Here is a 26021-nt window from a genome sequence, read left to right as displayed (position 1 = left end):
TTGTTAGCATAGATACTAAAAGCTGAAATTCTATTGGTTCTTTGGAGCTAATGACGATGGCACAGCTTAAGGAGTATCTATGGCAAGGCTAATAAAACATTCAAAAATATCCAAAAAATCTGTTCTACTGAGTGCGATTCCTGTTGTGGTCTTGATGGCAGGTTGTGGTGGAGGTGGAGGAGATTCAACCGTTGATTCAGCACCTACTACGACCACCACTCAGACTGTTGCCGTAACCGGAACGGTTCCCGGCACGATTATTCAAGCCTATTGCAGTAACGGATCGAATCCTTCAGTGAGCTCGGTGCTCAATGGTACTGATCAACACCCTTTCACCTTAAATGTGCCAGTCAGTGTCGATTGTCGCATTGCGATGGTCACCAATGAGGGAACTGTAAATCAGGTTATTACAAATTTGACCTTTAATGGTAATCCGGTGATTAATTTGCAGCAACCGCTGGATTTAGCATACATTCCATTACCTATGTCGCCAGATGAAGCCGTTGATTTGAATAACGACGGTTTTGCTGATATGGATATTTCAGTTGCTTCTGACAGCGTCAGTTATGCGAATACCTTGAATTATACCCCTGTGAATGGTCGTCTCTTGGCTTCGCAATGTTTTCAATGTCATGGCACCAATGGTCGATCTGTAAACGGTTGGGATTCAATTTTGGGTGAAAGTTATTCAGAAATTCTCGAAGAATTAAATGAGTATCCTGTGACCCACATTATGGGCGCGCAAGCGGTCGGTTACACTGTGGCAGAACGTCAGGCTTTAGCGGCTTATTTGTCAGGAATCAGTGGCTCCGACTCGGATTATGAATACGATGAGCGTGATGACGAAAGTGAGTACGACCGAGACGATGATCTTGAAGAAGATGACTACGACGATGATGACAGTTACGACCATGATGATGAAGACGACGATCACGACGACGATGAAAGTGACGACTAGGAGTAAACTATGAAAACTAAAACTTTATCAACCGCAAATTTTTCACGTCGTAGCTTTTTGAAATCACTTGGATTCGGTGCGGCAACTGCGATTGGGTTACCGGCTGTGATGCAAAACGTAAGCGCTGCAGAGTTACCTCATATTATTGTTGTGGGCGGTGGTTTTGCTGGTGCAACCGCGGCCAAATATTTACAGATGTGGGGAGGAATTGGTGTTCAAGTAACTTTAATTGAACCGAATGAAAATTATGTTTCGCCTATTTTGAGTAACTTGGTGCTCAATGGCCAAAAAACCATCGACAGTTTGACTTTTGGCTATCAAGATCACCAAAATCGTGGCGTGCGGATTTTGCACACATCAGTGAGCAGCATTGATAAAAACAATCAAACGGTTGCATTATCAAATGGTCAGGCGTTCAGTTATGATCGCTTGATTTTGGCGCCGGGTATTGAATTTGATTTTGTGGCTGGCCATGATGAAAATAAAGTGCCACACGCTTGGAAAGCTGGCGTTCAAACCAATTTGCTCAAAACGCAATTGGATAGTCTACCGGCCGGTGGTAGTTTTGTGTTGACCATTCCCGCAGCACCTTATCGCTGTCCTCCGGGACCTTACGAGCGTGCTTGTGTGGTGGCCGATCAATTAAATAATGTGCGTGGGCTTGGGGCATCAGTCACTGTGCTTGATGAGAACCCAAACTTTACCGTTGAGGCAGAAACTTTTGCAGCACAATTTGCTCGTTATGGGATTGCCTATATTCCAAATGCCAGAGTCACTTCGGTGAATTCTGAAGCCAAATCTTTAACTTATTCGGTTAATGGCGGCGCAGAGCAAATGCTTTCAGCCAGCGTCTTAAATGTCATTCCTAATCAAAAAGCGGGACAGATTATTTTTGATGCAGGCTTAAATAGTGGTAACTGGGCACCGGTTAACCCGTTGAATTATGAATCCACACTTGCCAGTAATATTTATGTGATTGGTGATTCACAAGGGACAGGGCAACCCAAAGCGGGCCATATAGGGAACTCAGAAGCCAAAGTCTGCGCAGATGCGGTGTTACGTTCTTTGTCTGGATTGGCACCTGATCCAGCACCCAAAACCAACTCAGCTTGCTATAGTCCAGTGTCTCGAACAGAAGCTACTTGGCTGACGGCAGTGTATGAATTCAATGCTTCCACTGGCCAAATGCAACTGGTCAGTACAGAAAACTATCCTTATGCAAGTGCCCCGAGCACCCGTAATTATGGAGATATGTTTAACTGGGCAGGGAATCTATTTGATGATACCTTTGGCTAAAGTGCAGCTTGATTAATTTGTTTGGGTTCAGTAAAGGTTGAGCTCAATAATAAGTCCTCAAAAAAGTAGGCAGACAATTCATGTCGGCCTGCTAACTTTGCTTTCCTGTACAAATTGGACGCTTGTTGGCGAACGGTTTTTTCTCGAGTATCGCGAATTTCTGAAATTTCCACGGTACTTAAACCTTTAAGCAGTAATAACCCGATTTCTTTCTCTGTATTCGTGAGTTGCCATTCTTCAAATTGTGCTAATACCATGAGAGAAAACTCTTCAGCGAGCTTTTGTATTTTGTCATGACTTTTTTTGAGCTCTTGCTGAACTTGAGTTAGATCTTCATTGGCGGTTTCCAGATTTTTTCCTTGTTGACGAATGGATAACAAAATGACTGAAAATGCTATGAAAGATAACAACCCCATAAACATTTCCACCCAAATATGAGCGTTCATATGACCAAAATCTTTAAAATCGTGTGAAATATCGACTGCTGAAATGATAAAAATCGTAATGAAAACGCTTAGGCTGAATTTGAGAACATTTAACTTTTTCATGCTGTTTTCCTAAAAATGACCGGCCGGTAGAACTTGAAAAACCCTTTAACCAAAGATAAGACCGAGTAGAATGATTTTTTATTTTAAAAAAACAAGCTGAATTGAATATGAAAATCCTTTTAGGTGTTACTGGTGGCATTGCTGCCTACAAATCCTTGGAACTGTGTCGTTTATTCATTAAAGCGGGTCATCAAGTACAGGTGGTCATGACCGAAGGGGCGAAGCAGTTTATTGCGCCGCTTAGTTTTCAGGCGTTGTCTGGAAAACCGGTGCGTGATTCTTTATTTGATGCCAACCAAGAAGCCGGAATGGGGCATATTGAGTTGGCGCGTTGGGCAGACTGGATTGTTGTGGCACCAGCAACAGCAAATTCAATTGCAAAGTTTGCCAATGGCGTGGCGGATAATTTATTAAGTACCCTAATTTTAGCGACTGACCGGCCGGTCGTTTTGGCTCCGGCAATGAATCGTTTGATGTGGCAAAATGCGGCAACTCAAGAAAATGTTCAGGTGCTTAAAGGTCGCGACTTTTATGTGCTTGAACCTGCGGAGGGTGAGCAGGCATGTGGGGAAGTTGGCGCGGGCCGAATGCCTGAACCCGAAGAAATTTTTGAATCGTGGAAGTTATTTGCGCAACAGCAATTATCACAAACGTTACCGGCCGGTGAGTTTTGGCAAGATCGAGCATTGCTGATTACAGCAGGCCCTACCTTTGAAGATATTGATCCGGTGCGTTTTATTGGCAATCGTAGCTCTGGAAAAATGGGATTTGCGATTGCGGAACAAGCTGCTTTTTTGGGGGCGAAAGTCACGCTGATCACTGGAGCAGTTAATTTAAAAACACCGGCCGGTGTCAATCGGGTAGATGTGCGTTCTGCTTTGGAAATGTTTTCGCAAGTCAAACAGTGCTATGCGCAATCGCAAGTCTTTATTAGCGCGGCGGCGGTAGCCGATTTTCGAAGTGCAATGAGTGCAGAGCATAAAATCAAAAAGTCCTCGGATTCAGATGAATTAACACTGACCTTAACCAAAAATCCAGATATTGTGGCTTGGGTGGCGAATCAAGACGATAAACCGTTTGTGGTGGGTTTTGCGGCAGAAACTCAAAATGTGTTGGCGTATGCACGCGACAAATTACAGCGGAAAAATTTGGATATGATTTGTGCGAATCAAGTTGGAGCTAAGCTTGGATTTGATCAGTCTGAAAATGCGTTGACTTTAATGACTCGCGAGCGAGAAGTGGCTTTGGGTTCCTCTTCCAAGCAGGATCAAGCACGCCAGCTGTTGGAGTTTATTGCGGAGTCGTAATCCTAAAATACAGTGCCTACCTTGCAATAAAACAATGAAAACACGTTGATGCATTTTCATTCAAGAAGACGCAACTCAACCTCCTATTCTCTTTAAGATAGCCGTCCTTGGCTATCGACACCTCCAGATATGGAAATCAATCAACTCTTTAATTTACGAATAACTCTACCGGCCGGTAAGGTTTGTCATAAATGTGACGCGACTTTATCAATGGAATGTCATCGAATAATTAAGGCATTTTTTTAGACTGAAACTTTGTTTTCAGTGCAGGAGAATGCTGTGAGAGTTTGTCTGTTTACCGATACCCTTGGCGATTTAAATGGCGTGTCACGGTTTATTCAAGATATGGGCGAGTTGGCCGCAACTGATGCAGAATTTGATTTGCAGATTATTACCAGTACGTCCAAGCCCATTCCTGATAAAGATTACATTCATAATTTAGAATACCGATGGCGTTTGCCTATGCCGTTTTATCAAGAACTGGATTTGGTTTTTTGCAAGAAAGCGGCAATTGCTGACATTTTGCAGCAATTTAAGCCGGATTTGGTGCATATCTCAACACCTGGGCCGTTTGGCTGGAAAGCCAAAACGGTTGCTCAGTCATTGGGTTATCCAATGTTGGGTACTTATCACACCGACTTCCCGGCTTACCTTTACGATTTAACGCGCTTGCACTGGGTAAAACGACAAACGGATAAAGTCATGCAACGTTTCTATGAGCCGTTTGAATGGGTGCTGTCTCGTTCAGATGCTTACCGAGAAGTGATGGCGCATGACATTGGTTTAGCCTATGAAAAAACCTCGGTTTTACCGGCCGGTACCAATTTGCAGAAATTTCAACCAGCGCATAAAAATCGTCAAATTTGGCAAACCTTTGGGTTGAATGATTCCCGATTAAAAGTGCTTTATGTCGGGCGTATCAACATTGAAAAAAATATTCCATTTTTGGTGAATGTTTGGCAAATGATGCGTGAAACCTATCACATTGAAGCTGATCTGGTTTTGATTGGTGAAGGCCGTTACCGAAAATGGGCAGATCGATTGCGAGCGGAACACATTTATTTTTTGGGGCCGATTGTTGGTGAAGAATTATCACAAATGTATGCCTCATCTGAAGTGTTTGTTTTTCCATCGGTGACCGATACTTTGGGCCAAGTGATCATGGAAGCGCAAGCCAGTGGCTTGGGGTGTATGGTGTCAGATGTTGGTGGACCACAAAGCTTGATTGAAAATGGTCAAAATGGACAAGTCATCCAAGCTAATGATGAGTCGCTTTGGGTGGAAGCTTTGGCTGAAATACTCCAAAATAATGAAAAAAGGGTGTTATGGGGTCAAGCGGCCTTTGAATTTATACAGTCGTATGATATTCAAAAATCCTATCAAGCATTCAAAAGTGTGCATCAAAACTGTTTTCAAGTTGTTGGCAGAGTTGACGGCGATTGAACCATAAAATTTGCACAATCCAAACGCATACTGAAATTGTCGGCAAACCTAATTTAATTCATATTGTTGTATGAAATACGAGTTTGGTTTTGCTCAAAACTTTCAGGTTCATAAGGGAACCTCTGATTCGATCAGCGGTTCCTTAGGAGAGTGTTATGAAAACGTCAGCAATGAAAAATGTTATTTTGGGAACGGTTTTGACTCTTGGGATGACTTCTATCATGAGTCCGGCCATTGCCGGTGGGAATCATGGTGGGAATGGTTACAAAAGTCATCACCAAATGTCGCCAATCGTTCAACATAAAAAAATTGTGCAACATACGCCTTATGGCAAAAAAGTGGTTACTGTGACCATCAAAACCTACCCTATGAGAGGTAAAGCATCTCATCGTAAACATTGGAAAAATTCGTATCAAAAACCTCACCATCATCACTATTCAAAAGGGTATCATTCTGGGCAACATTCGTCGCCACACCGTGTAGAACGAACTTTAAACCGAGCACTAGAACGAGAAATACATCAAGTAGTTCATCGTTTGTTTCAACATTAAAGAGATCGCATTGAGCTCTCTCCGAAGTGTTTGATAGGTTAACAGTTTGGTTTATTCGGTTCTAATTCATGAAAGGGAGCATGAAAAAGAAACTATGTCAGTCATTGAAGCTCAACGACAACGCCAAGGAGAAAGTTTCGCAGCCGGAATGGTTTTTCTGGAATCTTGGTTTCCGATTGCCGCAGCCATTAGTGTTGTGGCTTTAGGAGGGCTACACGCCTATTTTTATAGCTTGTTATTTGCTGTTGTCGCCTTGGCTTTCTGGTGGGTGAGTCGACGAAAGTTTTCTGATTTAAAAAATCGGAAAGCCTATTTTCCGTTAGCGATGACCAGCTTATTTATTACCAGTTTGTTTGCGTTGACGTTTGTCGCTTTGCAGTACACGAGTGCAATTAATGTGGCGATTATCCTGTTTTTGCAAATTCTGTTTAGCTATGTTTTTTTGGGGCGAAAACCCGGAGAGCGTCTGCAAGTGAAGCAGATTTTGGGTGCAGCCTTGATGACATTGGGTGCCTTGTTAGTATTATTTCCTGGAAAAATCGATCTGCGATTGGGGGATTTTTTGGTGCTTTTGGCTGCCATGATTGCTCCGATTGCCAACCTTTATCAAAAGCGTGCTCGTGAGTATGTATCGAGTCCAACGGTTTTGTTGGTGCGCTCATTGTTAGCCTTACCGGTCATTTATGTTTTGGCGTGGTTATTGGAAGATTCTCCCAGTTTTGAAATGATTCAACAACAACTGCCGTCTTTACTCTTTGTGGGAATCATGATTTTCTTTTTGTCGAAAGTGCTGTGGATTGAGGCAATTTATCGTTTGCCCATCACTAAAGTGAATGCACTGTTTGCGTTTTCGCCCTTGTTGACCATGCTGTGGTCGTGGTGGTTGCTTGACCAAGCGCCACATTGGTTTCAAGTGTTAGGTGCTTTGCCGATTGTAATTGGCGCTTATTGGGTGAGCGGTGCAAATTTTAACAGCGTGAAAAGAGGTGCGAAAAGATAATTCGCACCAGTTTACTTGAGCGTTTGAAGTGTTTGTAAATGCGTTTACTTTGGTGGGAAGTTCTTCAACATTTCTGTGATAAGTGCTTGAACCGCTGCTTCCTTAGCTTTCGGTGTGCCATCCATATCCAGCGCAATTCGGGCTTCGGATTGCCAAATGACTTTTCCGCTTGAATCAAACATTTGAATGATTAAGTCTGAACGCGTGTTTTCCACATAGTCAGGTGGTGTTTCAAACATCATGCCGGTGCCAAAACGATGGTAATAACGCCCAAACCCAACCTGAAAGCTAGTCGAGTCGGGAGTCATATATTTGTGGCTGTTGACATAAAAGTTGACGTAATGACTAGGTTGGTTTTGAGAAAACTGCAACCCCTTAGCAATTAAATCCTTTTCAATTGCATGTTGAATGCGTGCTGACATTAAAGGTTCTTGAGCTCTGGTTTCAGCAATTTTTTCATTGGTTGCTAAATTGGCAGGGAGCCATTGAAAGGTTTGTAAGCTTTGGAAATCGGCTTTGCTGTCATAATCTTCATTGACTGTGATTTGACTACAGCCAGAAAGCACCATTGCTGAAAAAACGACAGAAAGGCTTACCAGTTTTTTTAATTTAAGGACAGACATAACTCAACCTCACAACCTTAATTCTTATTCGATTCAATTAAATCGGTTTATTTATCAGACTTAATTTTCTCAGAATTGCCGGCAAGTTTGGCACTGAATTGGTAAGACAATCGTAATGCCGCATAAAAAATGAGGCCGCTGAAGATGAAACTGAGTGCTGTGGTCAGAAGAGTTTCGCCTTGATAAACTGCAATGGCGGCAATGACCAATGCAAGGATCAAGCTATTTCTTAAAGCGCGTTTGTTGTTTGACATAAATGAAACTTTTTATGGTTAGCACAGCCTCGATTTTCACCAGAAAGTGGTTCGAAACGAGGTTGTGGATAAGTTGTGAAAAAGTGTATAAGTACGTTTGAATAAAATTTGTGGATCTTAAAGCAGAGCCTAAATTGATAGGATTGATACCTAAATCTTACGCAGAAGTTTTTGGAGCGCTTGGTCGAGCCAAAGTAATTTGGTCATTGACCGTGCTGTAGTCGTTGCCTCCGAGTTTCCCAAGTGCTTTGAGTGTTTTGCCATCAATTTGAGTGCCATCGGCAACCGAGTCATCAATGTGAATGCCCACAACATCCAACAAAATCAAAACGCCACCGGCCGGTTGCTTTGCAATGTCAATGGTGTCGCGTAGGGTGCATTCAAAACGCACCTTGGCAGCTTTTATACCGGCCGGTTGAATCATTTCGCTGGCAAGAGTTTCAATATTCAAAGCATCGATTTCACTTTGATTGTGCGCAAAATCGGCACAAGATTCATTCATGATTTCCAACACGTCTTCAGTAACGACATTTACCACACATTCTTTGGTCTCCAAAAGGTTGGCTAAGGTGTCTTTTTCAAGCTTATCGCGTGATGGCACAGCCGTCACTGTCAAAACGGGAGGATTAACGCTGGCAACACTGAAAAACGAGTAGGGGGCTAGATTGCTGATACCTTCCTTACTCAGAGTTGAAACCCAGGCAATTGGGCGTGGAACGACACCATGCACTAAATGATGATAAATTTGAGGGGTTTCTAATTCTGAAATTTTCTGAAACATTTGTTAAATCCTTTTTGACCGGCCGGTAAAGTTTTTTGTAATCTTGAATTGGCATTATTTATATCAGATTTTGCTTATGAAAAAATCAAGAGTTTATGTCAATTTTGAGAAGTTTCACCGGCCGGTAAACTTGATAAGGCATATGATTTCTCTAATTTTAGAGCGGATTACAAACTCTAACCTCGGTTTTCTAACATTCGGTACTAGGAATTTATCCAGAGTTTTAATAAAGTGGCTCTGATAATTTATACATAATTTTACGAATCGACTAATTCAACCCAACACAGTGAGGCGTTTATGGCTCTTTCACCTCTGGCTGGTAAACCAGCTCCACATGCATTACTTGAGAATATTCCAAAATTGATGAGTGATTATTACACTTTGAAGCCGGATGTGAGTAATCCCGAACAAGCGGTGAGTTTTGGAACTTCTGGACACCGAGGGAGTTCAACTAAGCGTACGTTTAATGAAACGCACATTGCAGCGGTTTGCCAAGCGATTGTCGAATACCGTCGATTAGAGAATATTAATGGTCCTTTGTACATAGGTATGGATACCCACGCACTGTCCGAAGCGGCGCATGCCACCGCCATTGAGGTGTTTGCAGCCAATGATGTGCAAACCAAAATCCAAGCAAAAGGTCGTTATACGCCGACACCGGTTATTTCCAATGCGATTTTGATGTACAACGAAGGTCGACAAGGTGGCTTTGCGGACGGTGTGATTATTACCCCGTCGCACAATCCGCCACAAGATGGCGGCTTTAAATATAATCCGCCAAACGGTGGTCCGGCTGATACAGATGCGACGGATTGGATTCAGGAGCGTGCGAATAAAATTATTGCTGAGAATTTGGAAGTTAAGTGCATGCCTCTAAGTGACGCGATGCAAAGTGAATTCGTTGAAGCAGTAGATTTGATGACGCCTTACATTGAAGGGCTGGATAAAGTCATTAATATGCAAGCGATTAAAGATGCTGGCATAAAGTTGGCAGTCGATCCAATGGGTGGCGCAGCCGTTGATTTCTGGCATCCGATTGCAGAGTATTATGGTTTGGATATTACGGTGGTCAACCCAAAAGTGGATGCAACTTTCTCGTTTATGCATGTCGATAAAGACGGAAAAATTCGCATGGACTGTTCGTCGCCATACGCGATGGCGGGTTTGATTGACTTAAAAGATAATTATGACTTGGCGTTTGGGAATGATCCGGATGTGGATCGTCACGGCATTGTGACTAAATCGGTTGGATTAATGAATCCGAACCACTATTTGGCGGTAGCGATTAATTATCTATTTAGTCACCGTCCAAACTGGCCGGAGAATGCAGCGGTTGGAAAAACTTTGGTTTCCAGCTCCATGATTGACCGAGTCGCAACGGCATCGAACTTGAATTTGTCTGAAGTTCCGGTTGGCTTCAAATGGTTTGTTGATGGTCTGCAAACTGGCAGTTTTGGGTTTGGTGGAGAAGAATCGGCTGGCGCGTCTTTCTTGCGTTTAGATGGTGGGCCTTGGTCAACCGATAAAGACGGCATTATCTTGAACCTGCTGGCCGCGGAAATGACGGCAGTGACCGGAAAAGATCCAGGTCAGTTATATCAAGAATTAACCGCTAAATTTGGCAATCCGGTTTATACGCGAATCGATGCTCCGGCCAATCGTGAACAGAAAGCGATTTTGAAAAATCTGTCGCCGGAAATGGTCAAGGCTGACATGTTGGCAGGTGAGCTAATCACTGCAAAACTGACTAATGCACCGGGCAACGATGCGGCGATTGGAGGCCTGAAAATCACCACTGAAAATGGCTGGTTTGCAGCGCGTCCATCCGGCACGGAAGACATCTATAAAATTTATGCGGAAAGTTTTAAAGGCGAAGAACATCTGCAACAGATTCTCTCTGAAGCACAAGCGATTGTCAGCGCGGCTTTAAGCGCTTAGTTCTTATCTGCGACCTTATTCTGAATCGACTATCGGTGGTAATCAGAGGGAACAGGCTGACGGCGATGGCAGAAGCCTGTTCGCTGTCAGCTTTTCGTTTTGAGGTTAGAGGCTTTATAGTCCGAAAGCGGCGCTGACTTTGCTGACATTCTGTTTAATCAAGTCTTTGGACAGGAATTTGCAAATCTTGTCTTTGGTTGCGCTGCTGAGTTTTTCATTGACTTTGGCGTGAATGGGGGCTGATGCAGCCAAATACAGTTTGCCTTTATGTTCCAGGGCAAAATCGTTAATAAAGTCGCCAAGCTGATCAATTGAGCGTTTTTTTATCTCTATATCACTTTTGTTTTCGTAAGAGCTACCTACGTCACTGACGGAATTGGAGTAGTCACCGGCTTTATCGCTGTATATTTGGGAAATTTTGGCATGGCTCTCAAAGTTTTCTTCGACCTGGTAGGTTTGCAGCGAGATGCTATTTTGAGTGCTTTTGTTTATTGAAAAGACTTTCATGCTTCCTAGATCAACAAGTATTGCATAACCTATTGTGCTCATATTTATCTACCTCAATATTCACTGACACTATCAGGATGCGTCCTGCGTAAAGGCTGTGCCAGTTTGACTTCTTAAACAGGTTTCGCAGGGAAAAATCCTCTCTTCGTAAACCCACTTTAATCGGATCAATAGCGCCGGTTCCGGTTGAACGGCATGTTGAATTTTGGCGCTACCGATTTTTCAGTTTAAACCTTTTGTTGGTCGAGATTCAAAATAAATTCATCTAAGTTTCAAATAGCCAGCGTTTTCTTTTTTTCGATTAACTTTGCAATGGCTTACATCATAACTTGTTGAAATTATTGTGTTAGTGTCATCATAGGAATTGTTTATAGTCGTTATGGAATTTAGACGAATTCAGGCTGAGCTTCCTGAGCGAATCTGCATTTGCTGCAGATGGTGGCTTAAACGTGCCAGATGATGGCTGACTCTTTGCATCCAGCGAATTGCCTCCAGTGCGTCTCTGCATTGGTCGGCATTAATTGTTCCCTGACCCATATGCTCCACCATCTGGTGACGGAAGGCTTCGGCATCCTGGTCGATAAACTTTTTCAGTTCTTGTGCCAGAGCAACGGTTTCTTGCCAGTTTTCCTCAAGTGTCAATCGGCGATACACTTCAATATCTTTGCTCATTTTGTTGGCGGTATCTTTCAAGGTCGAAAATTGTTTGCTCGCTTCTGCTCGGTAGGATTCTTCCTCACAGCGTTCATGCAAACGTTGCAGGTGATCAACGATATGAATCATCTCCACCAGTCGCTGCCAAAGGTGACCATCTTTCTGATTCAGGTGGATTTCATCCAGATAATACTGGGTTTCATCTAGGTTTTGCTGTAGCTGCTGCAGATCAGTCTTGCGATTAGCTATGTGGTCGCTGGTAATCAGGTTCAATTCATTGATCAGAGCTTTGGTCAAACCATTTAAGCTTTTCTGAACGGCATTCAGTGCCAGTTCTGGTGTCTGCAGTAACTGTTTGTCCAAGGTGTCGATATAGGCATTTTTCTGTGGAAAAAGCTTAATAATCAGTTGGGCAAAATAGCGGGTAAAAGGCAGAATCAGAATCACGCCGAGCAGGTTAAATAGCGTGTGGAAGCCAACCAGTGCGATTTCGGCATTTTCATAGAGTGCGCCGGGTTGGAACCATTCCCAGGCCTGCACATAGGGAACAATTAATAACAGTGCCAGAGCCGCGGTCATTAGATTGTAAACCACATGCGACAGACCGGTTCGTTTGGCACCGACTGAGCCGCCGATAACCGCTAATAACGATTTGACGGTGGTACCTATATCCATCCCAATCACCAGCGCCACCGCCTGTTCAAATTCGATAATGCCGCTGAATAGAGCGGTCAGGGTCAAGGCAACCCCTGCGCTAGAAGACTGAGTAATGGTGGTGAAAATCAAACCGATAAGAACCAGTTGCAATATGCCCAGCAGATTATTGGCGGGCAGTTTGGAGAAGTCGACATAATCAACCAGACCAGCCATAGCGGTCTGCATAGTGTCGATGCCGATAAAGAGTAGGCCAAAGCCGGCAATGGCCAGACCGCTGTTTTTAAGTTTTCCCGAGTTGGCAAACAGCCGCAGAAAAACACCGCTAAGAATAATGATTGAAGCGATCGAGCCAATCGACAGTTTAAAGCCCAGCAATGCAACCATCCAGCCGGTAATGGTGGTGCCGATATTGGCCCCGAAGATAATGCCCAGAGAGTTACTGAAGGTCATTAAGCCTGCGCCAACAAAACCGATGGCAGCGAGTGTGGTTGCACTGGAAGACTGAACGATTGCAGTACTGATCGCACCAGTCATAGCGCCGGTGGTGGGGGTGTGGGTGAAACGCAGCAGGGCGGCGCGTATTTTGTCTCCGGCGAGTTTTTTCAGACTGTCGGTCATAATGACCATGCCCATTAAAAACAGACCGAGACCGCCACCCGCCAGCATAAGATTTTGAAGTTCCGGCATGAGAATCCTTTTGAGCATGCGCAGTAACGACCATTATAAGCAGGCCTAAAAGGTTGTGGCAAACACTGTTTTTTTAGAAAGGTTTACTATCTGAAATCAGTAGATCTAATAACACCCTTATCTGTTACCGGCCGGTAAAGATTTAATTTTATTCTGATTTCTCTCAGGGACTGGAACGACACAAATGAATGGGGATTACAGAGGTAATCGAGTTTCTTGGTTGCGCCTTTCGCAATTAGCCCACTACACACCAAGCTCAAGCGATTGTCAGCGCGGCCTTAAGCGCCTAAGCCAGAATCCGATTCTGACAAAACAAAGCCTCAGACCTTTGGGTACTGAGGTTTCTGTGTTTTTAGCTCGTTCCCACGCTCCCGCGTGGGAACGCATAGGGATTTATTAGCGATTGTTTGTTAATTTCTGACACAACCAATCAGGATTTCTTTTTTCCGGTAAAACTGCAATCACAAAAGCTGTATCGCCTTTCAGATCATAGTAAATTGAATAAGGAAACCTTTTGGATGTCATTCGATAATAACCAAATATTTTAGAATGGATGCCGCCGTAAATCGTCAAAGACTGTATGTCTGAAATCAGTGAATCCCAGAAATAGCTACCAATCCCCTGTTCTTGATTTTCATAAAATATTCTTCCCGATTCAAGATCGTTTTCAGCTTCAGTTAGAACTTGAATTTTTCTGATATTCATACTTTATGTTTTGAGCGCAACTCTTCAATTGAAGTGAAAGTAGCTTCGCCGTTTTCAATCATTTCCTTTCTTTGAGAAAGCACCTCTTCATGCCATTTCGGAGGAGAGATGTCTGATTTTTCATGAGTCAAAGAATCCCAAACCGCTTCCATGATTTGAAGACGTTCAGAGATGCTCATTTGCGAGATGTCTGCAATATCCATTTTTATTTCCCTGATTTGGGTGTTTAAGTGCAATTTTAACAAAAATACCTTAGTCACTGTTTCAAAAACAAAAGCACTGCATGACGGGAAGAAATGGAATTAATTTTGGGCTGACTCCCTTTATGCTGGGGGTACCTCGTTCCAACGCTCCCGCGTGGGAATGCATATCCAGCAAACTTGTATCCAAAATACGCGCTCCCACGCAGGAGCATGGGGGCGAGACAAAACCTTGATGTTTAAATGCTGTAGGGGCTAATGATTAAGCTCAGCCGCCGCTTTTAGCGGTCGGCTGGAGTGAATTGTTATGTTGAAGTATTGCTTTTTTATGTCCAGTATCTTTTTCGATAATTTTTAAAGTCAATGGGTCAATATCTAAACGAGTAAAATCTGGCAGATGCCCGATATTACAAAAAGCCTTAACAATTTTTTCAATTTCTTCTGCTGAGGATTTAAGGCCGAAAATAACTTTAGAAATATAAGACACGTCAAAATCTACGGAAATATTTTGTTTGTCGTCATTAACATACTCTGAACTGGTTTAATTAGACAGGACACTTTAATAATGGACAATTGTCTTAATTATTGAGGTGTTTATGACAAAACGAAAAAATAGAAGTTACTCTGACGAGTTTAAAAAAGAAGCACTCGCTTTAGTCACGGAACAAGGCTATAGCGTATCAGAAGCCGCTACATCATTGGGTATTACTGCTAAATTGCTCTATAACTGGAAGGCCAAGTTTGAACAAGAACAGTTAGGTGTTGGGCTTGATGAAGATGATCGTTCAGAGTTAAAGCGGCTGCGAAAAGAAGTGAAAACGCTCAAAATGGAGCGTGAAATCTTAAAAAAGGCCAGCGCCTTCTTTGCGAAAGAAATGAAGTAAAGTACAAGTTCATTCGTCAACAAAGCCAAACGTTTTCAGTTAAGCGATTATGCTCTGTGATGAAAGTCAGTCGTTCAAATTACTATGCTTGGCGAAAACGACCAGCCAAACTCATAACGGCTGAAAAGCTACATCTATATCGTCGAGCTAAAGTGTTGTTTAAACGCAGCCGACAAAGCTTAGGTTACCGAGAACTTTGTAAGGCTTTACGCAAAGAAGGCTTTGAGATGACGTTTTACAAAACGCGCAAACTCATGAAACAACTCAAGTTGGTTGTCAAACAGCGAGTGGCCTACAAAGTAACGACAAAACGTAAACATTCTGATGCTGTGGCTGACAACCTGCTAAATATGAACTTCAACCCAATGGATATCAATGAAGTCTGGGCTGGCGATGTAACCTACTTACGTACAGGCCAAGGTTGGATGTACCTAGCCATCGTCATGGATTTGCATTCACGACGTATCGTCGGATGGCATATTGATAAAAGAATGACCACCGATTTAGTGATGAAGGCGATGATAAAAGCTTACAACGTGAGACGTCCACCTAAAGGTCTTGTCTTTCACTCAGATCGTGGTTCTCAATATACCAGTAAGCGTTTTAGAAAGCTGTTAAAACACTACAAAATCAGAGCCAGTATGGGTGATGTCGGTGCGTGTTGGGAGTAGCTACCCCTTGAGGGTACAACGCTGTTGTTGAGCGTTTTTTCGGAAGCTTAAAGCACGATTGGATTTTTAAAGTTGTTCAACCCACTCGCCAACATATGAAAAAAGATGTGGCAGAGTATATGAAATATTACAACTTAGAACGGCTTCATACTGCTAATGATGATATGTCACCAGTGGAGTATGAAAATTCTTTAAGAAAAGTGTCCTGAGTGAGTTGACCGGAACACTCAAATTTATTTGTATCAAAACTATTGGCCTCTAGTACAAATCGGACTTCCTTTTCATACTCCCAAATTTTTGTTTTAGTTGCACCTATAAGCAATCCCAGATCATCACTTTCGGGTGTTCTTGAGTTACGCTCTTCAAGCAAAGAGTTTACATACTGAACCTCGACAGGATACAGGCCTGTTGAATTTTTGTTATCTTTTAGAATAGAAAAGTCAATACAGATACAACAGCCTTTATGGGCATCGCCATAATGAGCCCACATCACTTGAGATTCTGGGTCTTTATAATGTTTTGAAAAACATGTTATGTACAAGGAACTACTAACTTTTTTAAAAGCTTCTGAAACGAGTGCATCAGCTATTTGTGGTTGACTTTCTTTCAATTCAACGATTTCAGACCAATTTAACGGCATCAGAAACGGGCTGAGTTCAAAAGTATCATTTAGTACGTCTGCACGACTAAACCAAAGCTTTCCTCCATTAACAATCAAAGACAGAGTATCAGTAGAAAGGTATTTGTATGCCAGATCATAGTGAACTATAGGATTCATTTTGTTCTCAAAAATAAATTTTGGATTGAAATATAACGCCAGCCATAACCGGACCCAAAAAGCATAGCGACGAAGGAGCGGTGCCTTTTGGGGTCCGAGTTTATGGCATTGTTAGGCCATTATTGCCTTGCCTGTATATCAATGGTTCCGACTTCACCTGGCTCGAAATGACAAGTGGCTGAGTATGGAATTTCTGTACCCAATGCGTTCTTTGCATCAAAATCCATACGAAGAACGACATTGTGTGTTGTTGGGGCCTTGTAAAACGACGTGCCCAGTATTGTGTGGATGTCTACTTCACTAGGAATGAGCGCACGGTCCTTAATCGCCTGCTGACACGCCATAACCGCACTTGACTCATCCCATGATTTTTCTTCTTGGGTTAAAACCTGTGCGCCTTTCTTGATTTGAAATTCATCAAGATAAATCCGCTGCTTGTTCCTGCAATCCACCCAGAAATGAAGGTGATTAAGCGCGCTCTTGCTATCACTTAACTCTGACATCATCACGTAGTCGCATTTCCCGCTATCGACAGCCATTTCTGCTGCCTTTCTTCTGAGCGATTCTATTTCTGATAGGCGCGAACCATATTTTTCGATTGTTTTAGGATAACCCTGTTTTGTGTAAGGAGACAGGGCAGATGAACTGATTTTACTAGCGTACTTGTCGCCGCCAATATTTTGCCCTTTATCGAGGAATTTACTTGCCACCCAACCTCTGTGAGAATCTTTGAGCCAATCTGGATTAGTGACATGAATCCAAGACCAACCTTCTTTTGTGCATTCTTCAAAAACCGTAGTGGTATCGTCGATAGTAATGTACTGCGTGGTTTTGATAATGCTTGTTGCCTTTTGGTTGATTATTTTTTCATACGAAGCGCCCGGACCTTTTCTGACATTGATCCCTGAACCAAGAACATTGTATTTCTTTCCAGTAATTACCGTTGACGCATCGCATGCCGCTGGCGGCTTATGCTTCATCGAGGTTGATGATTGAGATGAGGCCGTTTGTGTTCTGGGAGACTCATCGCACCCTGATAAAGCAACCCCCAATACAACCATGGCAATCAATCCCCTTACATTCTTTTTCATTGTTACTCCTTATTTTTTGGCCTAACTATTATTAGACATCCTAAAAACCATATATTACATGCTTCAAGTATGTTTTTTATTGCCGTTTTATATCAAATATTTAGTAATTGAATGCAGTGTAGTAATTTGATTTTTCACGACTTTTAAAATTGCTTAAAATTTTTATACGCCCTAAAAGCATTCTCCTAAATTCATTTTTAGGGCTGGTGAGCTAATCGAATACTTTTTAGGATGAAATATTGTTGTATTGATCTTAACGAAAACTGAGACATATTGGCAGAATTTTTAGCGGAAATTTCTTTTAATTTATTCACTTGAAATTTGTAACACTTTTTATTGGTCAGCCATTATAATTCGCGGCTTTGTCAATCCTGAAGGGTTAAGATGCTGGCAGCTTCGCATGTGGTGTTTGGCAGTGGTGTTTATCTGCTCAGCAGTCCTTGGATAGGGTTTGACTATCCAGAGGTTTATTATTATCTTCCGGTCGCGATGGCAGCCTCATTAATTCCTGATCTGGATGCTCGCCATTCGGTGCTTAAGCGTTTTTGGCTGATTCGTTGGCTGTTTCTTCCCTTAACTTTGCTAGGTCATCGAACCTGGACGCACTCGCTTTTGATATTGATGGTTCTGGCAACGCCTTTGCTCTATCTTCAAGGTTGCGCCTGCAAGGCGATGTTGGCGTTTAATATTGGTTACGCCAGTCATATTTTGGGGGACTGGATGACACACCGCGGTGTTCCGCTTTTTTATCCGGCAAAAACCGCGTTTAAATCGCCGTTTCCTTTTAAAACCGGTTCGGCTATTGAGTTACCCTTGGCGATGATCCCATTTTTTGTAATGGCAGGGTTTTATCTGTTTGAGATTCATCACGGTTTACTACAATCTTGACTTGGATTCTCTGTACTTCTTTCTATACTTCTTTAGGTGTCGCCATCATTAGGCATTCTGAAAATATATTACGTGTTTTAAATCTTTTACCCACAAAAAACCGTGTTTCTACCAGCAGTTTTCGCTTCATAGAGGCGAGTATCTGCTAGCTGAATCAGGTTGGTTAGGTTGTTAGATTCACCTTCCAATGAGGAGGCAACACCGATGGATAGAGTGACGATGTTTATTGTTTCGCTAGTTTGATGTTCAATAGCAAGTGTTTCCACTTTTTGACGCAGATGGTCAGCGAATTGGCAAAGCGTTTCTAAATTGGATTCATCCAGAAAAACAACAAACTCTTCACCTCCATATCGAAACGCCATACCTTCTTTAAGTTCAGTGAAATCCTGAGCTGTTTGGGCAACCGTCTTGATGATTTCGTCACCTTTAAGATGTCCGTAGTGATCGTTGTATTTTTTAAAGAAATCAATATCAATCAGTAAAACGCCCAATTTGGTGGTTGGATCCTGCTCTTTTTTCTGTATTTCGCGTTGTAAAAAGCGGCGGTTGTAAAGCCCTGTTAAAGGATCAGTAAAGGTTTCTCGAATCAATTCTTCTTCTTTAAATTGCTTCAGGTACAGCTTTCGTTTGGCGCGTTCATGAATGTAAGCCCCAATTGCGGTGAGTGAGTAGACCGAAGTAATCAGCAGTCCAAGATGAATTTGTTCCAGAATCGGGACTTGTAGATACAAGCCGCTAGCGACTAGAAGCAGAACAACTAAAGTCGCTGAAACGACTGCAATGGCAAAGGAGAGTCCTAGGCCAATAAAGATTGCCACAATCGGCGGAGCCATATTAATGATGTAAATGGAATAGTTTTCCGGTTGGGTAAAAAACAACAAAATAATCGGCGGTAGACTAATAACCAGTGAGTAGACAAATAAGGCCAAAGGTCGGTAAAGCTCAAATTTGTCATTGTTATAAAACGATAAAAATAAGACTGAGAACAGGACAGGTAATAAAAGTATGGATATAGCCGTGGGATAAATATCTTCGGGCACCATTGAATACGACAATGGAATATAGGAAAGGTAGATGGTGAGGCCGACTGCAATCGCATATTTGTTTTGGAGAAAACTGTCTTTTAGGTATTCTCGGTTATAGGCTTTTTCATAGGCTTCGTTTTCAAACGTTAAATGGAACCAGTGATTGATAAAAGCGAGAAATCGGTCAAACATAGATAAAAATTCGTCTCTGTAGTCGTGAAGAAAAGAAGCCTCTGAAACATGTATGTTTTATAGCATGTTTTGGCATGTTGAAGTAGCCAAACAAAGTTCGTCCGTTTATGAGATTCAGCCGGCTTTCTAAACAATAATCTGTATTTGGTAAATACACTGACATGGCATTGAAGTATCAAAATTTTAAAGCATAGAGACGACTCTAGGAAAATCCATTATTCATAATGGATGAAATTTCTGCGTTCTATTGCTCTCTGTCAATTTTGGACGGTTATAAATTTGTTTATTTTAGGTTCTTTGTTGGTGATTGGTTAAAGGCGATGAGATTCTGAAATTGCCTATGTAAATGGTATTTTTATCTGTTTTAGGTTTGCTTCGGTTTGCTACAATCTTGGCACTGGTAATTCTATTGGAGAGAACAGATGACGATTCAGGTTCAATATAAGATTTTAGATAAGCGTTTAGGCAATGAAATCGAAATGCCGCATTACGGTACCAAAGGTTCGGCAGGGCTAGATTTGCGAGCATGCATTGATGAGCCAATGACGATTGAGCCGGGGCAAACAGTGTTGATTCCGACCGGCATGGCAATTCATCTGGATGATCCGGGCTTGGCGGCGATGCTGTTACCGCGTTCGGGGCTTGGCCACAAGCACGGTATTGTGCTGGGTAATTTAGTGGGTTTGATTGACTCGGATTATCAGGGGCCTTTAATGGTTTCTTGCTGGAACCGTGGAAATACAGCTTATGAGGTTGAAGTGGGTGAGCGTATTGCACAGATGGTGATTGTGCCAGTGTTACAGCCGGTGTTTACCGAGGTGGAAGAGTTTGGTGATGACACCGAGCGTGGGCAAGGTGGCTTTGGGTCAACGGGAACGAAGTAACGTTTGATAAGCTACCGGCCGGTAGAGTTTCAATCATCGGTTGGCACAAGCTTATGGATTCCCACGCAGAAGCGTGGGAATCCGTTAATAGACTTTAATAGGCTTTAATAAGCTTCAATCATCTTATTAATTTCATTGAGGTGTTTGTTATATTCGCCCGAGTTATAGACCGAGTAGTTCATATTTTTAAAGATACCGGTCATGCGTGTGAAAAACTGACTAGCGTCAGATTTTTCATTAAACTCAAAATCCGTATCGACGATTTTTTTCAATAGCAGGAAGTTTTCTTGCTGGCGTTTGAGGTCAACCGAGACATCCACCGGATCAAATGCATCTTGTTGCAGATAGACCAAATCCAGCATTTTGGCTTTCTGGAACAGCACAAAATCATTTTCAGTAATCCCTTCTTCACCGGTCACTTGCATCATCTGTTCAATCCCCTCGGCTTTGACCAGAATTTCGCGAACTTGCTCAATGCTGTTGGTCCAGTTTGGGTCTATATGCTCATCAAAGTAATCTTTTAGCTGCAAACTGTAACGAGACCATGAAATCAGCGGATCAATCGCTGGGTAGTAGCGTTTATAAGCACGGGCATAAGACAAACCAAGGAACGTTTTTACCGTGCTTAACGTTGATTGCGTCACTGGTTCTTCAAAGTTTCCACCGGCCGGTGAAACTGTACCAATTAAAGTTAAACTGCCTTTTTGCTTATCAAACGTTTCCACTACGCCTGCACGCTCGTAGATATTCTTAATCGCCGAATCCAGATAAGCCGGGAAAGCTTCTTCTCCCGGGATTTCTTCCAGACGACCAGAGGTTTCGCGCATGGCTTGTGCCCAACGAGAAGTGGAATCCGCCAGTACCAGAGTGTCATAACCCATTTGACGGTAGTATTCTGCCAAGGTCACGCCCATATAGATTGAAGCTTCTCGCGCCGCAACTGGCATCGACGAGGTGTTACAGATAACGATGGTGCGTTCCATCAGAGTGCCTTCGCCTTTCGGGTCTTTCATTTCTGCAAAGGTTTCAATGGTTTCGACGACTTCACCGGCGCGTTCACCACAAGCGACGACAATCACGATGTCTGCTGATGAATAGCGCGAGATCAAGCTTTGTAATACGGTTTTACCTGCACCGAAAGGCCCTGGAATACAAGCGGTTCCGCCTTTGGCAATCGGGAAGAAGGTGTCAATCAAACGCAAAGTGGTCACAAGCGGTTCATCGGGGAACTTTCGTTCCGCAATGCGTTTTTCGATGAGTTTTTCAGGAATTGGGATTCGCACTGGCCATTTCTGTTTTAAGGTAATGACTTCTTCATGACCTTTTTGGTCACGAATGCGAGCAATTGGTTCATCAATACTGAAACTGCCGCCTTGAATCCAAGTGATTTCCGCTTCGCCTTTTAGATTGAAAGGCACCATGATTTTATGAGTAAATCGACCTTCTTGAACTGTACCAATCGGTTGGCTAGCAATGACTTTTTCGCCGGAGCGAACTAACGGATTAAACGCCCATTTGTGTACGTTGTCGAGTGCATCCAGATATTTACCGCGAGGAAGGAAAAAGCCGTGAGAGCCAGCCACAGAGTGTAAAGGGTTTTGTAGACCATCATAAACTTTACCCAAAAGCCCCGGGCCAAGTTCAGCAGAAAGCAGTTCGTTTGTGAGTTCGACTTTGTCACCGACTTGCACGCCTGCGGTTTCTTCGTAGACTTGCAAATCGGCCGTTTTGCCTCGGATACGCAGCACTTCTGCTTTTAACGCTTCGTCACCGACATGCACATAAGCGACTTCGTTTTTCATCAAGTGGCCATGAGGATGTTCAATGGTAACGATATTGCCATTGACGCCGGTGACTTTGGCAAAAGGACTGATTTGTTTAGACATGATTACCTAAGGCCTCTTCTAAAAATAAGTTAAATTGGGTTTTGCCTTGCTCGGCGTTCTGTTTTTGCCAGCCGTGAATTAGATGCCAACGGGCGTTGTAAATAATGACCGCCTCAAAGCTGAAAGTATAATTTAATGATTCTTTCAGTAGATGCTGCCAGAGGATGTCGACCATTTTGTGGTGTACGGCTTTGACATTATTCGCTTCAATCAGGCTGTGCAGTTCATTAATCCAAGGATAGCGAGCTGACATACCTAAATCTGTTTGATCCCAGTGACGAACAATGTGTCTATGCCACCAACTGTTGACTAAAGGTGGCATGGGTTTCTTTTCGTGGCGTAGGCGTAAAGCCGCATTGATAAACCGAACATTCATCATATGCATGACTAAGTTTTCCGAAAATGGATGGTTGGTTTCTTTTAAAAATTTGTTGAGAACCTCCACCACTTCCTCATCGTTATGCTGTTGAGGGTGGTGTTCCCAATGGAAAAAATCTTGTAATGCCGCTAGCGTTTTAGCATCCTCAGGTTCAAGCATCTGCAATCTTTGCTCTAAGCGTAGCTTGTTTATGGGTTCATAATTGCGCACATCAAAGCGAGCCGGTAATTTTGGCAAACTGGAAATCAGTGTGAAGTATTGATGGCTTGGCATAGTTGGACCTATTTCATGCTAGTCTGAATACGACTTTAAAAACGACGTTATTGGTCACTTGATGCTTCCTTCTAACAGCGCTCGGAAGCGTGGAAGTAAATGTTCCAAAAACAGATTGGTAATCGCTTGGGTGCTCAGATCAATTTCAATATCTTCTTCTACCAGTCGAATACGAATACCATCACCATCATGAGTGTCAATGGTAACCCCTTCACGCAACAGCTCGGCCGATACGGATAAGACAAAATAGCTTAAGGTGCCTTCCTGTACGTTTTCTGGATGCAGGCGTAATTCTTTCAGTCCAACCACGTCTTCGGGCAATAGCAATTCCATTTTCCCCGAGGCTTCTGACGGACGAGCTTTGCCGGCAATTTCCAGAATCATTCGTTGTAGCAGGGCTTCATCTCTTAAATGGTGAGAGACTAAACCGTGAACCTGTTCGCTGAACTGGTGAGACAAAGTTTCTTTGAGTTCCAGAATAGCATCTCGAGCCGCGAGGTTCATGGCATCGCGCCCGGATTTCTCCAGTTGTTCTTTTTCGTGACGTGCTTTATTAAGAATCTGTTCAGCTTCTTGCTTTGCTGCATGAATGATTTCATGGGCTTCTTTTTTGGCGTTGCCGGAAATTTCTTCTGCACGACGTTGACCTTCTTCGATGCCTTTTTCTCTGAGGCGATCAACAAGGTCTTGTACGCCAGAAGATAGTTGTTCATTGGACATGGACTAGCTCCTCAAGCTATTGGGCATGTTAAGCAAATTACGCACAGATTACGCCGGAATACCGCCACTTAATACCAGGGCGAAGATGAAAGCAAATACCGCAAAACCTTCAACAATCGCTGCAGGTGCAATCGATAGACCGAAGACTTCAGGCTTGCTTTTACTCACATGAATTGCCGAAGCACAAGCGTCACCTTGACGCATTCCACTCCAAAGCAAAGCAAAGCCGGAAAGAACACCCACTGCAAACAGCCCTGGAGCATTATCAACACTGACTGCGCGCTCTAAGGTAAACATAATGACGATACCGTAAATAGTCTGTGAGGATGGCATGGCCGAGACCCCGATGAACCGGCCGTGTCCGGTTTCGGTATCAAGTAGGGCGCCACAAGCCGCTTGACCTGCGCGAGCACAGCCGATAATACTACCGATGGCGCCGAGCGCCATCGGCGCATAAATTCCTATCCACCCTAGGGTGATGATGATCGCTTCCATTGTTTTACCTCACGTTTAATAAAAGGTTGAAAAGGGTAACCTTCGTCTTTCAGTCCCCAGTTAAAAAATTCGATCACATTCAAACGCAATCCATGCACCACACCACTCATGATCGCTAGAATTAGGTTGAGTCCGTGTCCCAGAATGTAAATTAAAATTGCGAAGAATATGCCGATACCCGGCATGCTTTGCATGACATCGGCTGCCAAGTTATTAAAGGTAATCGCCAATTGTGCGCTAGCTAAGCCAAGAGCAAACAGACGTAAATAACTGAGGACATCGGAAAATGCCTGTGAGACATTGGTCAGAGCCATCAAGCCGCCCAGTAATCGCTTCAAAGGACTGTTATCCGGACTGCTAAACCACAGAATCACCAATCCGCCCAAGCCCATGACAGCAAAGCCTGCGTTGATTTCTTGCCAAACTAACACCCCGCCGGTAAAGATTGCAATCCAACCTAGGTTGGCCTTGGCACTTTCTCGATCTCGGTTTTGCCAGAACTGCATGGCATTTGCCAAAATCAAATGGCTGATTCCCAAAATAATTGAAAACGCCATCATCTGACTATGATCGTTCATGTTAAGTATTTGTAAATGGTGCCAAAAACTCTCTTCGCTAGGGGAGTGACCAAAATAACTTCCAACCAAAACGCCATAAACAATGGTTCCTGTCACCAGCGCGGCAAACAGGTATTTAAAACGTGAGGATTTGCCACGCGATAGTGGGCGCCAATAGAGCAGTAACATTAACCCGAAAATCAAGCCATAGCCGGCATCGGCAATAATCATGGAGAAAAATAGCGTGAAAGAAACAAAGAGAATTCCTGATGGATCCCATTGCGAGTACGCAGGCGTGGAATAGAAATTCACCATGTCCTCTCCGGCCGATAGAGTCTCGTTGTTTTTCATGAGTGTCGGAGGGCGGTCTTTTATGCTAGCTTTGACTTGGTGAACCGCTAAGCATTTTTGGCTAGCCAACGCTTTGAGCGCGTCTTCTTGATCTACCGGTGCCCAGCCCTGAACAATAAACACTTCGCCTTGTTCTTGGGTCATCTGTTCTGCCAAAGCGAGTGAGGCCCTGTCATCGGCAGCATCAATCCGTTTGCCGAACTGGTCAATCCAACGAGTTAGGCCGACCCTTTGCCAAAAAAGTTCTTCGAGTTCGACTTCGTTGGCGTCAAAACGGTCTTGTAGTTCGGATAAGGGCACATAACCAGCATGTGTTCGGGGAACCGGCATTTTGATGGGTTCTTCGCGAGCAATGACCACGACATAACTGAAACGATTGTCTTTAAAGACCACTTGCCAAGGTTCTTCTCTGTCTTCCAGTTCATCCATTTTGTAATGGGGGACAATATAAAACCAGAAGCGTCGATCCTCGAGTTCCTGGTAAGGCTGTAACAAAAATTCGCCCCAAGGCATTAATTCTTTGATTCTTTTGCGAAGAAACTCTTGCTCGTTTTCCAATTCGTGAATGCGTTTTTTGATCTCTAAAGTTTCAGTTTGTACGACATCAAACTGAAAATTTTTCTCATCATGGTTTTGGCGCAGTTTTGAAGGACAATTATTGAGGTAACGATAAGCCTCGCGAGCTTCTTTAGAGATAAAAACGGGGATGTCATCTTTTTGCTCAGGATTTAGATCAAGTAGGTGCATGCAACCTAGTTCCTGAAGTTCTTCTAAGGCTTCTCTTCGTTGAGCTAAAGGACCCATAATTGTCACTTTATTGAGGCGAACAATGGACATC

26 protein-coding genes and 1 pseudogene are annotated in these 26021 nt (G+C 43.1%); 10 read left to right on the top strand and 17 right to left on the bottom strand.

Features of this window, described 5'->3' with window-relative positions; all coding sequences use genetic code 11:
- The first annotated feature begins 79 nt into the window (after nt 1-79).
- A complete protein-coding gene (locus D9T12_RS10765) occupies nt 80-958 on the top strand; it encodes a c-type cytochrome (protein WP_130538175.1) in 879 nt (292 codons plus the stop codon).
- A 9-nt stretch (nt 959-967) separates the two neighbouring features.
- Nucleotides 968-2254, top strand: a complete 1287-nt coding sequence (locus D9T12_RS10760; protein WP_130538174.1) for an NAD(P)/FAD-dependent oxidoreductase — start codon at nt 968-970, stop codon at nt 2252-2254.
- Here D9T12_RS10760 and D9T12_RS10755 read toward each other — a convergent pair.
- On the bottom strand, nt 2251-2802 hold the full coding sequence (locus D9T12_RS10755; protein WP_206199099.1) for a helix-turn-helix transcriptional regulator: 552 nt from the start codon (nt 2800-2802) through the stop codon (nt 2251-2253). The genes D9T12_RS10760 and D9T12_RS10755 overlap by 4 nt on opposite strands.
- Before the next feature lie 107 nt (nt 2803-2909).
- Here D9T12_RS10755 and coaBC point away from each other — a divergent pair, with 107 nt between their 5' ends.
- From coaBC to D9T12_RS10735, 4 genes are all read left to right on the top strand, one after another.
- Entirely contained in the window at nt 2910-4109 is a 1200-nt protein-coding gene (coaBC, locus tag D9T12_RS10750; RefSeq protein WP_130538173.1) for a bifunctional phosphopantothenoylcysteine decarboxylase/phosphopantothenate--cysteine ligase CoaBC, read from the top strand.
- Between the two features lie 279 nt (nt 4110-4388).
- A complete protein-coding gene (locus tag D9T12_RS10745) occupies nt 4389-5552 on the top strand; it encodes a glycosyltransferase (RefSeq protein ID WP_130538172.1) in 1164 nt (387 codons plus the stop codon).
- Between the two features lie 155 nt (nt 5553-5707).
- On the top strand, nt 5708-6103 hold the full coding sequence (locus D9T12_RS10740) for a hypothetical protein (protein ID WP_130538171.1): 396 nt from the start codon (nt 5708-5710) through the stop codon (nt 6101-6103).
- A gap of 94 nt (nt 6104-6197) precedes the next feature.
- Nucleotides 6198-7103: a DMT family transporter gene (locus D9T12_RS10735; protein ID WP_130538170.1), complete on the top strand. Its 906-nt coding sequence runs from the start codon at nt 6198-6200 to the stop codon at nt 7101-7103.
- A gap of 44 nt (nt 7104-7147) precedes the next feature.
- On the opposite strand, the gene D9T12_RS10730 is transcribed toward D9T12_RS10735, so the two are convergent.
- The 3 genes from D9T12_RS10730 to D9T12_RS10720 all read right to left on the bottom strand — a co-directional run bounded on the left by D9T12_RS10730 (nt 7148) and on the right by D9T12_RS10720 (nt 8761).
- Complete coding sequence (locus D9T12_RS10730) at nt 7148-7726, bottom strand: DUF4136 domain-containing protein (protein WP_130538169.1); 579 nt, start codon at nt 7724-7726, stop codon at nt 7148-7150.
- A 47-nt stretch (nt 7727-7773) separates the two neighbouring features.
- Complete coding sequence (locus D9T12_RS10725; RefSeq protein ID WP_130538168.1) at nt 7774-7980, bottom strand: hypothetical protein; 207 nt, start codon at nt 7978-7980, stop codon at nt 7774-7776.
- 157 nt (nt 7981-8137) lie between these two features.
- Nucleotides 8138-8761, bottom strand: coding sequence for a flavin reductase family protein (locus D9T12_RS10720; protein WP_130538167.1), 624 nt, complete (start codon nt 8759-8761; stop codon nt 8138-8140).
- 297 nt (nt 8762-9058) lie between these two features.
- Between D9T12_RS10720 and pgm the strand changes: the two genes are divergently transcribed.
- On the top strand, nt 9059-10699 hold the full coding sequence (gene pgm / locus D9T12_RS10715) for a phosphoglucomutase (alpha-D-glucose-1,6-bisphosphate-dependent) (protein ID WP_130538166.1): 1641 nt from the start codon (nt 9059-9061) through the stop codon (nt 10697-10699).
- A 114-nt stretch (nt 10700-10813) separates the two neighbouring features.
- Here pgm and D9T12_RS10710 read toward each other — a convergent pair whose 3' ends face one another.
- From D9T12_RS10710 to D9T12_RS10690, 5 genes are all read right to left on the bottom strand, one after another.
- Complete coding sequence (locus D9T12_RS10710; protein ID WP_130538165.1) at nt 10814-11248, bottom strand: host attachment protein; 435 nt, start codon at nt 11246-11248, stop codon at nt 10814-10816.
- A gap of 354 nt (nt 11249-11602) precedes the next feature.
- A complete protein-coding gene (locus tag D9T12_RS10705) occupies nt 11603-13204 on the bottom strand; it encodes a Na/Pi cotransporter family protein (RefSeq protein ID WP_130538164.1) in 1602 nt (533 codons plus the stop codon).
- Nucleotides 13205-13600: 396 nt separating this feature from the next.
- Nucleotides 13601-13909 carry a type II toxin-antitoxin system RelE/ParE family toxin gene (locus tag D9T12_RS10700; RefSeq protein WP_130538163.1) on the bottom strand — a complete coding sequence of 103 codons (309 nt, stop codon included), beginning with the start codon at nt 13907-13909 and terminating at the stop codon, nt 13601-13603.
- Nucleotides 13906-14112 (bottom strand): addiction module protein, encoded by a 207-nt coding sequence (locus D9T12_RS10695; RefSeq protein WP_130538162.1) that lies wholly within the window; start codon nt 14110-14112, stop codon nt 13906-13908. Before D9T12_RS10695 ends, D9T12_RS10700 begins: the two co-directional genes overlap by 4 nt.
- 265 nt (nt 14113-14377) lie before the next feature.
- On the bottom strand, nt 14378-14596 hold the full coding sequence (locus tag D9T12_RS10690) for a hypothetical protein (RefSeq protein WP_130538161.1): 219 nt from the start codon (nt 14594-14596) through the stop codon (nt 14378-14380).
- 109 nt (nt 14597-14705) lie between these two features.
- Here D9T12_RS10690 and D9T12_RS10685 point away from each other — a divergent pair.
- Nucleotides 14706-15873: pseudogene (locus tag D9T12_RS10685) on the top strand (IS3 family transposase).
- Here the strand turns inward: D9T12_RS10685 and D9T12_RS10675 are convergent.
- On the bottom strand, nt 15810-16442 hold the full coding sequence (locus D9T12_RS10675; protein ID WP_130538159.1) for a DUF2971 domain-containing protein: 633 nt from the start codon (nt 16440-16442) through the stop codon (nt 15810-15812). The pseudogene D9T12_RS10685 and the gene D9T12_RS10675 sit on opposite strands and share 64 nt — an antisense overlap.
- A 119-nt stretch (nt 16443-16561) precedes the next feature.
- Entirely contained in the window at nt 16562-17533 is a 972-nt protein-coding gene (locus D9T12_RS10670) for an SH3 domain-containing protein (protein WP_130538158.1), read from the bottom strand.
- A gap of 384 nt (nt 17534-17917) precedes the next feature.
- On the opposite strand from D9T12_RS10670, the gene D9T12_RS10665 reads away from it, so the two are divergent.
- Entirely contained in the window at nt 17918-18421 is a 504-nt protein-coding gene (locus D9T12_RS10665; protein ID WP_130538157.1) for a metal-dependent hydrolase, read from the top strand.
- An 86-nt stretch (nt 18422-18507) separates the two neighbouring features.
- Here the strand turns inward: D9T12_RS10665 and D9T12_RS10660 are convergent, their stop codons facing one another.
- Entirely contained in the window at nt 18508-19638 is a 1131-nt protein-coding gene (locus tag D9T12_RS10660; RefSeq protein ID WP_130538156.1) for a GGDEF domain-containing protein, read from the bottom strand.
- A 422-nt stretch (nt 19639-20060) separates the two neighbouring features.
- Between D9T12_RS10660 and dut the strand changes: the two genes are divergently transcribed.
- Complete coding sequence (dut, locus tag D9T12_RS10655) at nt 20061-20522, top strand: dUTP diphosphatase (protein ID WP_130538155.1); 462 nt, start codon at nt 20061-20063, stop codon at nt 20520-20522.
- Between the two features lie 104 nt (nt 20523-20626).
- Here the strand turns inward: dut and D9T12_RS10650 are convergent, their stop codons facing one another.
- The 5 genes from D9T12_RS10650 to D9T12_RS10630 are packed head-to-tail and all read right to left on the bottom strand — an operon-like array spanning nt 20627 to nt 26020.
- Entirely contained in the window at nt 20627-22408 is a 1782-nt protein-coding gene (locus D9T12_RS10650) for a V-type ATP synthase subunit A (protein WP_130538154.1), read from the bottom strand.
- On the bottom strand, nt 22401-23060 hold the full coding sequence (locus tag D9T12_RS10645) for a DUF2764 family protein (protein WP_130538153.1): 660 nt from the start codon (nt 23058-23060) through the stop codon (nt 22401-22403). Before D9T12_RS10645 ends, D9T12_RS10650 begins: the two co-directional genes overlap by 8 nt.
- Nucleotides 23061-23114: 54 nt before the next feature.
- Nucleotides 23115-23780 (bottom strand): hypothetical protein, encoded by a 666-nt coding sequence (locus D9T12_RS10640; protein ID WP_130538152.1) that lies wholly within the window; start codon nt 23778-23780, stop codon nt 23115-23117.
- Nucleotides 23781-23828: 48 nt separating this feature from the next.
- Entirely contained in the window at nt 23829-24275 is a 447-nt protein-coding gene (locus D9T12_RS10635) for an ATP synthase subunit C (RefSeq protein WP_130538151.1), read from the bottom strand.
- Nucleotides 24251-26020 (bottom strand): V-type ATP synthase subunit I, encoded by a 1770-nt coding sequence (locus D9T12_RS10630; RefSeq protein ID WP_130538150.1) that lies wholly within the window; start codon nt 26018-26020, stop codon nt 24251-24253. The genes D9T12_RS10635 and D9T12_RS10630 overlap by 25 nt, the downstream gene beginning before the upstream one ends.
- Nucleotide 26021: the final 1 nt, after the last annotated feature.

This window comes from Thiomicrorhabdus indica, assembly GCF_004293625.1.
GTDB lineage: Bacteria > Pseudomonadota > Gammaproteobacteria > Thiomicrospirales > Thiomicrospiraceae > Thiomicrorhabdus > Thiomicrorhabdus indica.
This window is presented reverse-complemented; position numbering and strand designations above follow the sequence as displayed.

Coding starts and splice junctions, on each gene's coding strand:
- D9T12_RS10765 (WP_130538175.1), top strand. CDS start 80: ATGGCAAGGCTAATAAAACATTCAAAAATATCCAAAAAATCTGTTCTA.
- D9T12_RS10760 (WP_130538174.1), top strand. CDS start 968: ATGAAAACTAAAACTTTATCAACCGCAAATTTTTCACGTCGTAGCTTT.
- D9T12_RS10755 (WP_206199099.1), bottom strand. CDS start 2,802: ATGAAAAAGTTAAATGTTCTCAAATTCAGCCTAAGCGTTTTCATTACG.
- coaBC (WP_130538173.1), top strand. CDS start 2,910: ATGAAAATCCTTTTAGGTGTTACTGGTGGCATTGCTGCCTACAAATCC.
- D9T12_RS10740 (WP_130538171.1), top strand. CDS start 5,708: ATGAAAACGTCAGCAATGAAAAATGTTATTTTGGGAACGGTTTTGACT.
- D9T12_RS10735 (WP_130538170.1), top strand. CDS start 6,198: ATGTCAGTCATTGAAGCTCAACGACAACGCCAAGGAGAAAGTTTCGCA.
- D9T12_RS10730 (WP_130538169.1), bottom strand. CDS start 7,726: ATGTCTGTCCTTAAATTAAAAAAACTGGTAAGCCTTTCTGTCGTTTTT.
- D9T12_RS10725 (WP_130538168.1), bottom strand. CDS start 7,980: ATGTCAAACAACAAACGCGCTTTAAGAAATAGCTTGATCCTTGCATTG.
- D9T12_RS10720 (WP_130538167.1), bottom strand. CDS start 8,761: ATGTTTCAGAAAATTTCAGAATTAGAAACCCCTCAAATTTATCATCAT.
- pgm (WP_130538166.1), top strand. CDS start 9,059: ATGGCTCTTTCACCTCTGGCTGGTAAACCAGCTCCACATGCATTACTT.
- D9T12_RS10710 (WP_130538165.1), bottom strand. CDS start 11,248: ATGAGCACAATAGGTTATGCAATACTTGTTGATCTAGGAAGCATGAAA.
- D9T12_RS10705 (WP_130538164.1), bottom strand. CDS start 13,204: ATGCCGGAACTTCAAAATCTTATGCTGGCGGGTGGCGGTCTCGGTCTG.
- D9T12_RS10700 (WP_130538163.1), bottom strand. CDS start 13,909: ATGAATATCAGAAAAATTCAAGTTCTAACTGAAGCTGAAAACGATCTT.
- D9T12_RS10695 (WP_130538162.1), bottom strand. CDS start 14,112: ATGGATATTGCAGACATCTCGCAAATGAGCATCTCTGAACGTCTTCAA.
- D9T12_RS10675 (WP_130538159.1), bottom strand. CDS start 16,442: ATGAATCCTATAGTTCACTATGATCTGGCATACAAATACCTTTCTACT.
- D9T12_RS10670 (WP_130538158.1), bottom strand. CDS start 17,533: ATGAAAAAGAATGTAAGGGGATTGATTGCCATGGTTGTATTGGGGGTT.
- D9T12_RS10665 (WP_130538157.1), top strand. CDS start 17,918: ATGCTGGCAGCTTCGCATGTGGTGTTTGGCAGTGGTGTTTATCTGCTC.
- D9T12_RS10660 (WP_130538156.1), bottom strand. CDS start 19,638: ATGTTTGACCGATTTCTCGCTTTTATCAATCACTGGTTCCATTTAACG.
- dut (WP_130538155.1), top strand. CDS start 20,061: ATGACGATTCAGGTTCAATATAAGATTTTAGATAAGCGTTTAGGCAAT.
- D9T12_RS10650 (WP_130538154.1), bottom strand. CDS start 22,408: ATGTCTAAACAAATCAGTCCTTTTGCCAAAGTCACCGGCGTCAATGGC.
- D9T12_RS10645 (WP_130538153.1), bottom strand. CDS start 23,060: ATGCCAAGCCATCAATACTTCACACTGATTTCCAGTTTGCCAAAATTA.
- D9T12_RS10640 (WP_130538152.1), bottom strand. CDS start 23,780: ATGTCCAATGAACAACTATCTTCTGGCGTACAAGACCTTGTTGATCGC.
- D9T12_RS10635 (WP_130538151.1), bottom strand. CDS start 24,275: ATGGAAGCGATCATCATCACCCTAGGGTGGATAGGAATTTATGCGCCG.
- D9T12_RS10630 (WP_130538150.1), bottom strand. CDS start 26,020: ATGTCCATTGTTCGCCTCAATAAAGTGACAATTATGGGTCCTTTAGCT.